Here is a 14,233-nt window from a genome sequence, read left to right on the forward strand (position 1 = left end):
GCGCTCAACCGGCGCTCTTTTTAATGTTTATAGACCGGCATAGGCTCTGGCAACTTCTTCAGCAATAATGGCGATGCCTTTCTTCATCGACTCATCATCCTGAACGTAGTTCATTCGGATACACTGTCTGGTGTGCGCCCAGTTTTGATCTTTCTGACCAAAGAAAAAGTATTCTCCCGGGATGACCAGAACGCCACGCAATTTCAGTCTCTGGTAGAGTTCCTGAGATGTTATGGGTAATTCATTAAACCAAAGCCATAAAAAAATGGCACCTTCCGGTTTATGAATTCGAAAGCGGGTATCAGGTATTGCTTCCTGTAGCCATGCCACAGCTTGTTTGGCTTTCCGGTAGTAAAATGGTTTAACGACTTCTTCGCTCAGTTTAAGCAGATCGCCGCTTTTTATCATGTAATTGGCATAGGCCGGGCCGATGCTCCCTGGTGCCAGACTGATGATGCCATTCAGATTACTCAAAGCAGTAGTCACTTCCTCACTGGCAATGACAATGCCACAGCGAACGCCTGGCAGACCTATTTTAGATAAGCTCATACACAGGATGGTATTTTCATTCCAAAATGGTTTTTCATCACTAAAGATAATATTTGGAAACGGTAGTCCGTAAGCATTATCGATGATAAGCGGAATCTGGTTTTCCCGGGCAATTTGATCCAAGTGGCGAATTTCTTCACTGGTCAGAACATTTCCTGTCGGATTGGTTGGGCGGGAAGCACAGATAGCAGCAATCGATTCGTCTATCTTTAACTGACTGAAATCAACATGATATTTGAATTGACGGTTATCCAGCAGTTCTATTTCTGGCTTAAAGGAGACAAAAATATCATCGTTGATGCCGGAGTCTGCATATCCGATGTATTCCGGGGCCAGTGGCAGAAGTATTTTTTTATGAGTTCCATCTGCCTGTTTTCCGGCCAGTAAATTGAACAGATAAAAGAAACCACTCTGACTGCCATTGGTCAGGCTGATATTTTTCTCTGTGATATTCCAGCCATACGTTTCCCTGAACAGGGTGGCCAGCGCTCGCAAAAAAGCATCCTTACCCTGAGGCCCGTCATAGTTCGCTATGGCAGCAACCAGTTCTCCACTGGTGAGGAGTTCCTGGCTCGCTCGTTCAAAATACTGGAGCATCTCTGGAATTGCGGCTGGATTGCCTCCGCCCAGCATAATAGCTCCTGGTGTTCTTAGACCATCATTTAAGTCATCCATTAACTGGGTTATACCCGAGTAACGGTTAAATTTATCACCAAAAGAAGAGAACTGCATTACGGGTTACCTAAAAAGTAATTTTTCTTAATTTAAAATAAATAAAGGGGAATTTTTCGCAAAAACAAGCAAAATAAAAACATACATGAATGTTTTTGGTTAGAAAAGCATTAATTCTCTCTTTTTGAAGATTGTGTTGAATTTGCTGATTATTTTTTATAAAAAAACCCAGCGGGAAAGCTGGGTTTATCTGGGGGATTATTATTTTAGAAACGATATTATTTCTGTAATAAAGAAATATCAGCGATTTCCAGAAATAGATTTCTCAGATTATTAAGCAATGTCAGGCGGTTTTTCTTAAGGGCTTCATCATCAGCCATTACCATCACATTATCAAAGAAATCGTCGACCGGTTGACGTAAAGAAGCCAGTTTACTCAAGGCTTCCTGGTAATTGCCGGTAGCAAAAGCGGGTTCCAGTACTTCTGTCATTACTTCAACTTCTTCCGCTAAGGTTTTTTCCTGAGTTTCCTGAAGCAGGGATAAATCGACTTGTGATGACAGCTCACCGTCAAATTTTGCCAGAATATTACCGACACGCTTATTCGCGGCGGCCAGCGCTTCCGCTTCATCAAGCCCCCGGAAATGAGAAACGGCTTTTACCCGTTGGTCAAAATCCGTTGGTTTGGTTGGATGACGGGCAAGTACTGCCTGAATGATATCAATGCTGAAACCTTCGTCCTGATACCAGGCCCGGAAGCGGCCGAGCATGAAGTCGATAACATCATTTGCAACGTTGCTGTTGGTCAGTTTACTACCAAACAGAGATTTTGCTTTTGCCACCAGATCGATCAAATCCAGGTGATAGCCGTATTCAACAATAATGCGTAGTACACCCAGAGAAGCGCGGCGCAGAGCAAACGGGTCAGAACCTTTAGGTGCCTGGCCAATACCAAAGATACCTACGATGGTGTCTAACTTATCTGCCATTGCTAATGCAGAGGAAACGCCATTCCCCGGTAGATTATCACCAGCAAAACGTGGCATATATTGCTCGTACAGCGCATTGGCAACGGCATCGTCTTCTCCGTCATGTCGGGCATAATGCATACCCATAACACCCTGAGTTTCTGTGAACTCAAAAACCATGTTAGTCATCAGATCGCATTTGGCCAGTAATGCTGCCCGTTTGGATTTTTCAGCATCTGCACCGATTTGATCCGCGATATAAGCAGCCAGTTCCGTAATCCGGTCCGTTTTATCTTTAATGGTACCAAGTTGTTTCTGAAAAACTGCATTTTCAAGAAGAGGAAGCCGATCGATTAGCGGGCTTTTACGGTCGGTGTTAAAGAAGAACTCCGCATCGGCAAGACGTGGGCGTACTACTTTTTCATTCCCTTCGATGACATGGCGTGGTTCTTTAGACTCGATGTTAGAAACAAAAATAAAGTTTGGCAGAAGCTGGTTATTATCGTCATAAATAGGGAAGTATTTCTGATCCCCCTTCATGGTATAAACCAGTGCTTCTGAAGGGACTTCTAAAAATTTCTCTTCAAATTTTGCGGTAAGAACGACCGGCCATTCAACCAAAGAGGTCACTTCTTCGACCAAATCATCGTCTAAATCGGCGTTTCCACCGACATTTTGAGCTGCTTTCTGGGAATCAGCGATAATGGTGGCTTTACGGGTTTCATAATCGGCAATGACTTTACCACGGCGTTCTAAAATTGCCGGATATTCATCCGCAGCGTTGATTTCAAATTCGGCTTCACCCATAAACCGGTGACCACGAATTGTCCGGCCGGAAGGCACACCAAGAATCTCGCCTTCAATGAGGTCGTTATCCAGTAATACGGTTAAGGTTTTTACCGGACGGATAAACTGAGTTTCTTTGTCACCCCAGCGCATGGGTTTTGCTATCGGTAAATTGGCCAGTGCTTTTGCTGCCAGATCGATAATGATGTTCTGAACCGGTTGACCTTTCACTTCATGTTTGTAAAGTAACCATTCACCTTTGTCCGTTACCAGCCGCTCAGCCTGATCAACAGTTATACCATTACCACGGGCCCAGCCCTGAGCTGCTTTCGTCGGATTTCCCTGTTCATCAAAGGCAACCGAAATGGCCGGTCCACGCTTTTCAACAATTTTGTCTTGCTGGCATTCGGCTAATTCAGCCACTTTCAGAGCCAGACGACGTGGTGTGGCGTACCATTTTACACCAGCATGAGAAAGCTCTGCCGAGTTGAGTTCTTTTTCAAAGTTACCTGCGAAAGCTTCCGCAAGTGTCCGAAGTTGTGTTGGTGGCAGTTCTTCTGTTCCCAACTCAATTAAAAATTCTTTAGCCATGATTCTTCCCCTTATGCCTGTTTGTCTTGCTTTTTGCACATTGGGAAGCCCAGCGCTTCACGAGATGCGTAGTAAGCTTCAGCAACGGATTTTGTCAGATCCCGGATACGCAAAATATAACGCTGCCTTTCCGTTACCGAAATGGCTTTGCGGGCATCCAGTAAGTTAAAGGCATGCGCCGCTTTTAAAATACGTTCATAAGCGGGCAGAGGAAGGGGTTTTTCCAGTCCCAGTAAATGCTGACACTCTTTTTCACACTGATCGAAAAAGCCAAATAAGAAATCGACATCCGCATGCTCAAAGTTATAAGCCGACTGTTCCACTTCGTTTTGATGGTAGATATCGCCATAGGTGACTTTGCCTAGCGGGCCGTCCGTCCAGATCAGATCGTAGACGGAATCCACGCCCTGAATGTACATGGCCAGACGTTCAATACCATAGGTGATTTCGCCGGTTACCGGTTTGCATTCCAGTCCGCCGACCTGTTGGAAATAAGTAAACTGAGTGACTTCCATTCCGTTTAACCAGACTTCCCAGCCCAGTCCCCAGGCACCCAATGTCGGGTTTTCCCAGTTATCTTCTACGAAGCGGATATCATGAACCGTCGGATCAATACCAAGGACTTTTAATGAACCCAGGTACAGTTCCTGAATATTGTCGGGCGACGGCTTAATCACAACCTGAAATTGATAATAATGTTGCAGACGGTTAGGGTTTTCACCATAACGGCCATCGGTAGGGCGTCTTGATGGCTGGACATAAGCGGTTGCCATTGGCTCCGGGCCAAGCGCTCGCAAACAGGTCATCGGGTGAGAAGTACCCGCACCCACTTCCATATCCAATGGTTGAACAATCGTACACCCCTGTTGGGCCCAATAATCCTGCAGCGCGAGGATCATACCCTGAAAGGTTTTTATATCGTATTTTTGCATAGTCGGGTTCGCGCGATTCTTTTGTAATGAATGAATTAAAATAACAATGAAGTATACCGATATATTGACCTGTCGAGTAGTGGAAATCGTGTTTTATTAGAGGATATAAATTTTCTGTTAATAAACAAGATGCCTCATAATCAGGCATTTTTTGTTTAAATGAGCTTCGTTAGTCACGATTTTTTACTTGAGAATAACCGGCCAGACCGATAAAATCCGCTTTGTCTTTGGGGAGTAGCATACGGTTTAATTTTGGTTACCGTTCGTTCGTCAACATCATTGGCGCAAAATCGCCATGGCGTTCGAAATCATCATCTTTGATTTTGCAAGACCTTAGACAGATACATGTTACCGGGGTGGGGCATGGTATTTGTCTATGGTTATTATTATCCCGCCTCAGAGAAGCATGTCGTGAGCGTTTTAGCTATATCAATTACAACGGTAGCCTTGGCCGAAATTGGTGATAAAACTCAGCTTTTATCCCTGATGCTGGCAAGTCGGTACGGGCGGCCAATTCCTATCATTACCGCTATCTTTTTAGCAACCGTCGTTAACCATGCTTTAGCTGCATGGCTTGGGGTTGAGGTGGCCGGTCATTTGTCGCCTGAGATCCTGAAGTGGGGGATGGTTGTCAGTTTTATTATGATGGCCGGTTGGGTTCTTATTCCAGATAAAGCCGGCGATGATGGGAAGCTGGTTAGTAAGAGTCCATTCATCGCCAGTTTTGTTGCTTTTTTTATTGCTGAGATTGGCGATAAAACGCAAATTGCCACTTCTCTGTTAGGAGCTCAGTTTTCTCAGGGGCTGGACCTGGTTATTGTGGGGACGACGCTTGGAATGTTGCTTGCGAATGTTCCGGTTGTCATGATTGGGAAATTTTCTGCAGATAGACTACCTTTAGCATTAATCAGAAAAATCACTGCATTGTTGTTTATCGCTCTTTCATTTGGTGTGATTTTTTTGTAAGGCAGGAAACACTGAAAGCTGCAGAGAATGTGTTCGCTTTCGTACGGCGACGTGACGTATACCCGCCGGAAAAAACAGATTTATGCTACGTTAATAGTAGTTACTGAAGAGGAGGCAAGTTATGCTAGTTCGTTATATGGGGATGACTCCTAAACAGCAAAGTTACTTGTTTACATTCGGCCTGGTACTAACTATTTTGGGGATGGTATTAACCGATATGTGGTTGCCGATGGTTGTCGGAGCCATCATTCTTACCGGTTTAACCGTAGAAGCATGGATTCGGTATGAACATCTGGTCCCAATGCATAATGAAATTCGTTCATTGAAAAAACAGGTAGAAACGCTTCAGCATAAAATCAATGACATTGGCCAGAGAGAATAACGGATTTAACTAGGCTGTTTTGATGCCTTTTGCAATAAGGTATTCGTAAGGGCGTTCATTTGTCTGACTTTCCAATAACTGATGATCCATAAAGCGGCAGAAACTTGGGATGTCTCTGGTGGTTGACGGGTCGTCAGCAATTACGAGTAGTTTTTCTCCATCACTCATACCTCTGATGGTTTTCCTGACCATCATTACTGGCTCTGGACAACGCAAACCTTCAGCATTTAACGTTTGAGTTGCTTTCTTTGGGTCGATACTCATGGGATGGTCTTATTTCTGATAATGAGAGCCTGATGATACTTATGAAGAAAAAATATTCAATAACCTCTTGGCATTAACTTCATTTTGTTTTAATTTGTTAATAGTCTGTTAACAGGAAGTGGCGGAGTGGATATGAAATCGATAGATAGAGTGACTATTTATTCTGCTCTTAGTTTTGCCTGTCTCTGTTCGTTGTTATTACGGACAGAAGAAACTTTCTCGTTATTTCCGGTTTTCGGATTGTTAGCTTCTATCTTCGGAATCGTATTGGAAGTGCGGTTTTGGAGGGATATATCGGAAGACTATAACTGATTCAGTAATGTCTGACGTTATCCTATTTTTGACTTCATCTTTTTAAATATCACCTTTTTAAATCTTGGATTTCCCGCATTAACTTGCGGGCTTTTTTTATTTTTACCTGTAAACGTTTCCTTATTTATGCCTCTGGTAGGGCTTTTATGGTTGATCTATATTTGTTTTATTTGGTGGAAACGTTTACACATTGAGTGTTTGATCACAGATTAATAAAGGCAGAGATTGGTAAACTCGTCATCAGAACGTATCTGTTTCAACTGAATAACAGAGGTGAATGTGAACGTATTAGTTACAGGTGGCCTAGGTTACATTGGCAGCCATACTTGTGTGCAGATGATAGAGGCCGGTATTACTACGGTCATTATTGATAATTTGTCTAACTCAAACCCTGAGGTCCTGAATCGGATCGAATCTATTACCGGTATTCGTCCCCGGTTTTTTGAAGGTGATATTCGTAGTGAACGCTTTTTAGATTCGGTGTTTTCTCAGATCCGTATTCATTCCGTCATTCATTTTGCAGGCCTAAAAGCCGTCGGTGAATCTGTCGCTAAACCCATTGAATATTATGACAATAATGTCAATGGCACTCTGGTGTTACTCAGAGCTATGCGAAAGTCGGGTCTTAAATCTATTATTTTCAGTTCATCGGCCACTGTGTATGGTGATCCTGAGACAGTTCCAATTACTGAATCCTCACCGACAGGTAATACAACGAATCCTTATGGAACCAGTAAATGGATGGTTGAACGTTGTTTACAGGACTTACTGGCATCAGATCCTGCCTGGAGTATCACTCTTTTACGATATTTTAATCCGGTCGGTGCCCATACCAGCGGATTGATGGGAGAAGACCCTAAAGGGATTCCGAATAACCTGATGCCTTTTATTACTCAGGTGGCTGTTGGCCGCCGGGAAAAGTTGTCTGTTTTTGGTGATGACTATCCTACTCCGGATGGAACCGGCGTTCGGGATTATATTCATGTAATGGATTTGGCTGATGGTCACATAGCTGCGTTGCGGGAAGTCAGTAAAAGAGAAGGTTTGCATGTCTTTAATCTTGGAACCGGAAAGGGGACAAGTGTTCTTGAGATGCTTTCCGCGTTCAGTGAGTCTTGCGGTCATCCTGTGCCTTATCAGATTTGTCCACGTCGCCCCGGTGATATTGCTGAATGCTGGGCAAGCACGGCTAAAGCCGAAAAAGAGCTGAACTGGAAAGCGACCCGAAATGTGGCCGATATGACTAGAGATAGCTGGCGCTGGCAGTCTGAAAATCCAGATGGTTATGAAAAAAAATAACATATTTCTAAGTAGTTAGAGTCAGGTAATTATGTCTAAAAATTTATTTAATCCGGTTGATGATCCTCATCGTCGTTACAATCCTTTAACTGGTCAGTGGGTATTAGTTTCTCCTCACCGGGCTAAGCGTCCGTGGAGCGGACAGGATGAAGCGCCTTCTGATCAGATTCTTCCTCCTTATGACGAAAAATGTTTTTTATGCCCTACAAATACCCGTATTTCAGGAGACAAAAACCCGGACTATCAGGGAACGTATGTTTTCAGTAACGATTTTGCTGCATTAAAACCGGATACACCGGAAGCGCCGGAGTCTGAAAATCCATTATTCAGGACTCAGAGTGCGCGTGGGTTAAGCCGGGTTATTTGCTTTTCTCCGGACCACAATAAAACACTGCCGGAATTGCCGGTTGATAAAATTCGGGGAGTTATTGATACCTGGAATGAACAACTGGAAGAATTGGGGCAGGAATATCTTTGGGTTCAGGCCTTTGAAAACAAAGGTGAAACAATGGGGTGCTCACAACCTCATCCGCACGGTCAGATTTGGGCAAACAGTTTTTTGCCTAATGAAATTGAAAGAAAAGACATGAACCTTAGGGCTTATCAGGTTCAACATGGTTCTAATCTGTTGGTGGATTATGTCAAAGCAGAGCTGGAAAGTGCTGAACGTGTTGTGGTCGAAACTACGCACTGGGTTGCTGTCGTGCCATATTGGGCTGCCTGGCCATTTGAAACCTTGCTATTGCCGAAAATGCATATCCGGCGCATGAGTGAGTTGAATGAAGAGCAAAAATCGGATCTGGCTCTGGCGTTGAAAAAACTGACCAGTCGCTATGACAACCTTTTCCAGTGTTCTTTTCCTTATTCAATGGGCTGGCACTATGCGCCATTTTTTAAAGACGGCTCAGGCATTGAACACTGGCAACTTCACGCGCTTTTCTATCCGCCTTTGCTGAGAAGTGCCACGGTTCGTAAATTTATGGTCGGGTATGAAATGTTGGCGGAAACCCAGAGGGACCTGACTGCTGAGCAGGCGGCAGAGCGTTTAAGGTCCTTAAGCGATATCCATTACAAAGAACAATAATACGTTGAACCAACACGAGTTGGTTAATTGAATAAATTTGCCTTATATGGCTACAGATAAATGAGAATACCGTCATGAAAGACTTAATCCAGACAGTAAAAGCGGCGTTTATACAGACTCTTGGTTATGAACCTGAAAAAATTATTCAGGCACCGGGCCGGGTGAATCTGATTGGAGAACATACTGATTATAATGATGGTTTTGTTTTACCCTGTGCGATTAATTATCAGGTGATTGTCGCGGCATCAAAAAGAGAAGACAACACTGTCAGAGTGGTTTCTGCTGATTATGAGAATAAGATAGATGAGTTTGATTTTACAAAAGAAATTGAATTTCAGTCTGATAAAATGTGGGCGAATTATATTCGAGGCGTGGTGAAGTATTTAAAAGAACGAGGTCTTGAGTTCAAAGGTGTTGATCTTGCGGTGAGTGGTAATGTCCCTCAGGGTGCCGGTCTGAGTTCTTCTGCTGCACTTGAAGTTGTTATCGGTCAGACAATAAAAGAGTTATATGGGTTGTCTATTTCTCAGGCCGAAATTGCACTGAATGGTCAGCAGGCTGAAAATCAGTTTGTCGGATGTAACTGTGGCATCATGGACCAGCTTATTTCGGCTGAAGGACAGGAAAGTCATGCTTTGCTCATTGACTGCCGGTCTTTGGAGACTCAGGCTGTTGAAATGCCGGAAAGCATGTCAGTTGTCATTATTAATTCGAATAAGAAAAGAGGACTGGTGGACAGTGAATATAATGTTCGCAGGGCTCAATGTGAGGAAGCTGCCAGACTGTTTGAAGTAAAAGCGTTAAGAGACGTCACGATTGAGCAGTTTGAACAGGGATGCGATCGTTTATCAGATGTTGTTGCCCGACGGGCTCGTCATGTCATTTCCGAAAATGCCCGGACACTTGAAGCCGTGGATGCTCTGCGTCATGGTGACATGATCCGGATGAGCCAGTTAATGGCCGAGTCTCACCGCTCAATGAGAGATGACTTTGAGATTACGGTTAAAGAAATTGATACGCTGGTTGAGATTGTGAAAAAAGCCGTTGGTGAACAAGGTGGTGTCCGAATGACCGGTGGTGGTTTTGGTGGGTGTGTCGTTGCTTTAGTCCCCGATTCCATGGTTGGCGTTGTAAAAGAAGCGGTAGAAGCTCAGTACAAAGCCGCAACCGGACTTCAGGAAACCATTTATGTCTGCCAGGCACGCAATGGCGCCGGATTAGTCGAATAACAACAGGATGACATCATGACAGACTCTTTATACGAAACGCTGAATAATACAATGGGGCAGACCCCTTCCTATGATGATAAACCAGCACAGCTTGTTCATCTTAGGAATGATAAGGGAATGACCGTGACTCTGATGGATATTGGGGCAACCTGGTTAAGTTGTTCGGTGCCGGTGAAGTCCGGACAAAGAGAAGTATTACTTCGTGCGGGAAATATGAAAGAGCATGTTCGTCAGACAGCCTTTCTCGGGGCTATTGTCGGTCGTTTTGCTAACCGTTTGAAATCCGGTAGATTTACTATCGGTAGTGATACTTTTCAGGTCAGTACAAATGAAGGTGAAAATACCCTTCACGGGGGTAGGAAAGGGTTTGATAAACGTCGCTGGACCATCATAAATCCATCAGAGCGGGAGGTGACGTTTTCTTTGAAGTCTGCTGATGGTGATCAAGGATTTCCCGGCAATTTATCGGCCTCAGTTCGCTATTTTCTGACAGATGATAATCGTCTGGAAATCCATTATCAGGCAGATGTGGACAAGACGTGTCCGGTTAACTTAACCAATCATGCTTATTTTAATTTGTCAGGTATTGATAATCTGCAAAGTTGTCTGGATCATTCGATGCAGATGGATGCACCTTATTATTTACCGACAGAAAAAGACATGTTGCCGACCGGGGAATGTAAGCCGACTCAAGGGACTGTGTTTGATTTTGCCAAAAGAAAACGTATAGGAGAACATTTCCTCGAAGATGAGGATCAAATGACCGCCAGTGGATTTGATCATGCCTTTATTCTGAATGAGACGAAAACAGACGGTCAGCGGGCTGTTGTGTCTCTGATGAGTCCCGATGGTGATCTTGAAATGCAGATAAGAACCACTAAGCCGGCAATTCAGGTCTATTCTGGCAATTTTCTTCAGGGAGTCATTGGAACTAAAGGTGAGTATGCCAATCACGCCGGGATTGCTTTGGAAACGCAATATCTGCCAGATGGCCCCAATCATTCAGAGTGGAAAGGAATGACGGGCGTTATTTCCGCCGGTGAACCTTATCGTCATCTGACTTCGTATACCTTTATTACCAGAGCGCTTTAGTCGGCGTATTTTATTACAGAGTCTCGCCTTACTACTGTAGGCGAGAACCTGAGCAGTTCCGGTTTTATTTCTTCATCATTTGTTAATCTTAGTGCCAGATTAATGGCTTTCTCTGCCATCATTTCAATGGGATAACGCACCGTTGTCAGACGGGGGTAGACGTAACGGGCAATCAAGACATCATCGAAACCGATGACCGATAAATGTTCAGGAACAGCGATGCCATTATCGTGGGCAACCGACAACACGCCAGCGGCCATATTATCGTTATAGCAAACCACACCGGTCATTTGTACCGATTTGGTCAGTAGGTTAGTCATTGCTTCTTCTCCACCTTCACTGCTTGGAGAGCCATAATCAATGTAGCCATCCGGTAGATCAATACCATTGTCTTGCAGAGCGGCCTGATATCCCTGAATACGCTCATCCACATCTTCGATGTCATGGTTTGAGCTGACATATGCAATTTTCTTGTGACCATGGCGGATGAGGTATTGAGTGGCCAGATAAGAACCTTTGAAGTTATCGAGCGAGATACAACGATCCGCAATTTCATCGATATGGCGATTAATCAACACCATGCTTTTAATTTCTCTGGCATAGCTGATTAATTCCTCATCACTTAAGGCTTTTGAATGGATAACAAAAGCATCACAACGGTTGTTAATCAGCAGTTCTATTGCTTCTCTCTCTTTTTTGGAATCGTGGTGTCCGTTGCCTATCAAGGTGTGTTTACCATGTTCATTTGCAATGGCATCAATGGCTTTGATTAATGTACCAAAAAAAGGATCCGATACGTCTCCAACCAATACCCCGACCGTGTTTGTATTTTGACTGACTAATGCTTTTGCCGCCGCATTAGGCCGGTAGCCTAACTTGCTCATGGCTTCTGTTACCGAAGCGATGGCCGCTTTACTGGCTTTCGGGGATTTATTGATGACTCGGGAAACGGTGGCAATTGAAACACCGGCTTCTTTGGCTACATCTTTTATGGTTGACATTCTTTACCTCATCACATTGTTGCGGACAGTATAATATAACTGAATGTAATGGTTTCGTTTCCATTTCCTAAGTGTGCGCTGTTACATATTTATTTTTCTAAATTTGCTTCTTTATAGTCATTATTATCATAAAATGTGTAATTGTTTTCATATATTTCAGATAGACTATTGAAAACAAAACATATCAGAAATTTATTATTATTTAATGTATTGTTTTTACTATATATATATGTAGTAAAAAATCATATTTGAAAGCGTTTACAATTTTTTATTGATGCTTGTTTTTATTGATAATTTCCTATATTTCCAATAAGTATGAAGATTATAAGTAATAGATAGGATCATTTTTTATAGATGTGACAAGGATTACATAATGACTTTTTGGAAACGTTTACAATACTTCGGTAAAAACATAACAACGGGAACAAAATGATGTCGAACATAGATCATGGTTTGAGTTTTATAGACATAATGGTTTTTGCCATTTATGTCTTAATCATTATCGGGGTTGGCCTGTGGGTCTCCCGGGATAAAAAAGGCGTAGAAAAAAGTACTGAAGACTATTTTCTGGCAGGGAAATCATTACCCTGGTGGGCCGTTGGTGCATCTTTGATTGCTGCCAATATTTCTGCTGAGCAATTTATTGGTATGTCTGGTTCGGGCTATTCCATCGGGTTGGCGATAGCATCATATGAATGGATGTCTGCTCTGACACTGATTATTGTCGGTAAGTACTTCCTGCCTATTTTCATTGATAAAGGTATTTACACCATTCCAGAGTTTGTTGAAAAGCGTTTTAATAAGCGGTTGAAAACTATTCTGGCTGTATTCTGGATTGCTCTGTACATTTTCGTCAATTTAACGTCTGTTTTGTATTTGGGTGGTTTGGCACTTGAAACAATTTTGGGTATCCCTTTGATGTACGCGATCATTGGCCTAGCCGTTTTTGCTTTGGTTTATTCCATTTATGGTGGTTTATCTGCGGTTGTTTGGACAGATGTTATTCAGGTTTTCTTCCTAGTTCTTGGCGGATTTATGACAACCTATATTGCTGTCGGTTTCATCGGCGGTTCTGATGGCTGGTTCTCGGGATTGTCAAAAATGGTTGCTGCAGCCCCAGACCATTTTGAGATGATACTGGATCAAAGTAATCCTCAGTTTATGAATCTTCCTGGTATTGCTGTTTTAATTGGTGGTCTTTGGGTAGCAAATCTGTATTACTGGGGTTTTAACCAATATATTATCCAGCGTACTCTTGCTGCTAAATCGGTTCCTGAAGCTCAGAAAGGTATTGTTTTTGCAGCTTTTCTTAAAATGATCGTACCATTTTTGGTTGTACTGCCTGGGATTGCTGCTTACGTTATTACTTCTAGTCCGGAATTAATGGCTAGTCTGAGTGATATGGCGATGACGAATGTACCAAGTGCAGCACATGCTGATAAAGCCTACCCATGGTTGACTCAGTTCCTGCCGGTTGGTGTGAAAGGTATTGTCTTTGCAGCGCTTGCGGCAGCGATAGTTTCTTCTCTGGCATCTATGCTGAATTCAACGGCAACCATCTTTACGATGGATATCTATAAAGAATATATTGCCCCTGATTCTGGTGATCATAAATTGGTGAATGTGGGTCGTCTGACCGCAATTGTAGCATTGATTATCGCCTGTTTTATTGCGCCAATGCTTGGTGGTATCGGACAGGCATTTCAGTATATTCAGGAATATACTGGTCTTGTCAGCCCTGGTATCCTGGCCGTATTCCTTCTTGGTCTTTTCTGGAAAAAAACCACCAGTAAGGGAGCCATCACTGGCGTACTGGCATCCATTCCATTTGCGCTATTCCTGAAATTTATGCCGTTATCTATGCCATTTATGGATCAAATGCTGTACACATTGTTGTTTACTATGACGGTCATTGCCTTTACCAGTCTGAGTACATCAAAACATGATGACCACCCAAGAGGCATCAGTCTGACATCCGAAATGTTTGTGACAGATAAAGGATTTAACATTGCTTCTTATGGCATTATGATCATTTTAGCGGTGCTTTATACTTTGTTCTGGTAATCTGACCAAAACATCTTAGTCAAAAGCCCCTAATGGGGCTTT

At 43.1% G+C, this 14,233-nt stretch carries 12 protein-coding genes; 7 read left to right on the forward strand and 5 right to left on the reverse strand.

Annotation, left to right across the window (positions count from 1 at the left end):
* Positions 1-27: 27 nt before the first annotated feature.
* The 3 genes from LRQ06_RS06860 to glyQ all read right to left on the reverse strand — a co-directional run bounded on the left by LRQ06_RS06860 (position 28) and on the right by glyQ (position 4,498).
* Positions 28-1,281, reverse strand: a complete 1,254-nt coding sequence (locus LRQ06_RS06860; protein WP_232765663.1) for a valine--pyruvate transaminase — start codon at positions 1,279-1,281, stop codon at positions 28-30.
* Positions 1,282-1,499: 218 nt separating this feature from the next.
* Positions 1,500-3,566, reverse strand: a complete 2,067-nt coding sequence (glyS, locus tag LRQ06_RS06865) for a glycine--tRNA ligase subunit beta (RefSeq protein WP_232765664.1) — start codon at positions 3,564-3,566, stop codon at positions 1,500-1,502.
* An 11-nt stretch (positions 3,567-3,577) separates the two neighbouring features.
* Positions 3,578-4,498 carry a glycine--tRNA ligase subunit alpha gene (glyQ, locus tag LRQ06_RS06870; protein WP_232765665.1) on the reverse strand — a complete coding sequence of 307 codons (921 nt, stop codon included), beginning with the start codon at positions 4,496-4,498 and terminating at the stop codon, positions 3,578-3,580.
* Positions 4,499-4,909: 411 nt separating this feature from the next.
* On the opposite strand from glyQ, the gene LRQ06_RS06875 reads away from it, so the two are divergent.
* Together LRQ06_RS06875 and LRQ06_RS06880 are read left to right on the forward strand one after the other, a co-directional pair.
* A complete protein-coding gene (locus tag LRQ06_RS06875; RefSeq protein WP_232765854.1) occupies positions 4,910-5,464 on the forward strand; it encodes a TMEM165/GDT1 family protein in 555 nt (184 codons plus the stop codon).
* A 121-nt stretch (positions 5,465-5,585) separates the two neighbouring features.
* Entirely contained in the window at positions 5,586-5,846 is a 261-nt protein-coding gene (locus LRQ06_RS06880) for a hypothetical protein (RefSeq protein WP_232765666.1), read from the forward strand.
* A gap of 9 nt (positions 5,847-5,855) precedes the next feature.
* On the opposite strand, the gene tusA is transcribed toward LRQ06_RS06880, so the two are convergent.
* Positions 5,856-6,110 carry a sulfurtransferase TusA gene (tusA, locus tag LRQ06_RS06885; RefSeq protein ID WP_232765667.1) on the reverse strand — a complete coding sequence of 85 codons (255 nt, stop codon included), beginning with the start codon at positions 6,108-6,110 and terminating at the stop codon, positions 5,856-5,858.
* Positions 6,111-6,701: 591 nt separating this feature from the next.
* Here tusA and galE point away from each other — a divergent pair.
* From galE to galM, 4 genes are all read left to right on the forward strand, one after another.
* Positions 6,702-7,721, forward strand: a complete 1,020-nt coding sequence (gene galE, locus LRQ06_RS06890; protein WP_232765668.1) for a UDP-glucose 4-epimerase GalE — start codon at positions 6,702-6,704, stop codon at positions 7,719-7,721.
* Positions 7,722-7,752: 31 nt separating this feature from the next.
* Positions 7,753-8,805, forward strand: a complete 1,053-nt coding sequence (locus LRQ06_RS06895; RefSeq protein WP_232765669.1) for a UDP-glucose--hexose-1-phosphate uridylyltransferase — start codon at positions 7,753-7,755, stop codon at positions 8,803-8,805.
* A 74-nt stretch (positions 8,806-8,879) separates the two neighbouring features.
* Positions 8,880-10,034: a galactokinase gene (galK, locus tag LRQ06_RS06900; protein WP_232765670.1), complete on the forward strand. Its 1,155-nt coding sequence runs from the start codon at positions 8,880-8,882 to the stop codon at positions 10,032-10,034.
* A 15-nt stretch (positions 10,035-10,049) separates the two neighbouring features.
* A complete protein-coding gene (galM, locus tag LRQ06_RS06905) occupies positions 10,050-11,126 on the forward strand; it encodes a galactose-1-epimerase (protein ID WP_232765671.1) in 1,077 nt (358 codons plus the stop codon).
* On the opposite strand, the gene LRQ06_RS06910 is transcribed toward galM, so the two are convergent.
* Positions 11,123-12,127, reverse strand: coding sequence for a substrate-binding domain-containing protein (locus LRQ06_RS06910; RefSeq protein WP_232765672.1), 1,005 nt, complete (start codon positions 12,125-12,127; stop codon positions 11,123-11,125). The two genes, galM and LRQ06_RS06910, sit on opposite strands and share 4 nt — an antisense overlap.
* Positions 12,128-12,556: 429 nt before the next feature.
* Between LRQ06_RS06910 and LRQ06_RS06915 the strand changes: the two genes are divergently transcribed.
* Entirely contained in the window at positions 12,557-14,191 is a 1,635-nt protein-coding gene (locus LRQ06_RS06915) for a sodium/sugar symporter (RefSeq protein WP_232765673.1), read from the forward strand.
* The last annotated feature ends 42 nt before the right edge of the window (positions 14,192-14,233 follow it).

Origin of the sequence: Vibrio salinus, assembly GCF_021272385.1 — a bacterium.
GTDB lineage: Bacteria > Pseudomonadota > Gammaproteobacteria > Enterobacterales > Vibrionaceae > Vibrio > Vibrio salinus.

Coding starts and splice junctions, on each gene's coding strand:
- LRQ06_RS06860 (WP_232765663.1), bottom strand. CDS start 1,281: ATGCAGTTCTCTTCTTTTGGTGATAAATTTAACCGTTACTCGGGTATA.
- glyS (WP_232765664.1), bottom strand. CDS start 3,566: ATGGCTAAAGAATTTTTAATTGAGTTGGGAACAGAAGAACTGCCACCA.
- glyQ (WP_232765665.1), bottom strand. CDS start 4,498: ATGCAAAAATACGATATAAAAACCTTTCAGGGTATGATCCTCGCGCTG.
- LRQ06_RS06880 (WP_232765666.1), top strand. CDS start 5,586: ATGCTAGTTCGTTATATGGGGATGACTCCTAAACAGCAAAGTTACTTG.
- tusA (WP_232765667.1), bottom strand. CDS start 6,110: ATGAGTATCGACCCAAAGAAAGCAACTCAAACGTTAAATGCTGAAGGT.
- LRQ06_RS06895 (WP_232765669.1), top strand. CDS start 7,753: ATGTCTAAAAATTTATTTAATCCGGTTGATGATCCTCATCGTCGTTAC.
- galK (WP_232765670.1), top strand. CDS start 8,880: ATGAAAGACTTAATCCAGACAGTAAAAGCGGCGTTTATACAGACTCTT.
- galM (WP_232765671.1), top strand. CDS start 10,050: ATGACAGACTCTTTATACGAAACGCTGAATAATACAATGGGGCAGACC.
- LRQ06_RS06910 (WP_232765672.1), bottom strand. CDS start 12,127: ATGTCAACCATAAAAGATGTAGCCAAAGAAGCCGGTGTTTCAATTGCC.
- LRQ06_RS06915 (WP_232765673.1), top strand. CDS start 12,557: ATGATGTCGAACATAGATCATGGTTTGAGTTTTATAGACATAATGGTT.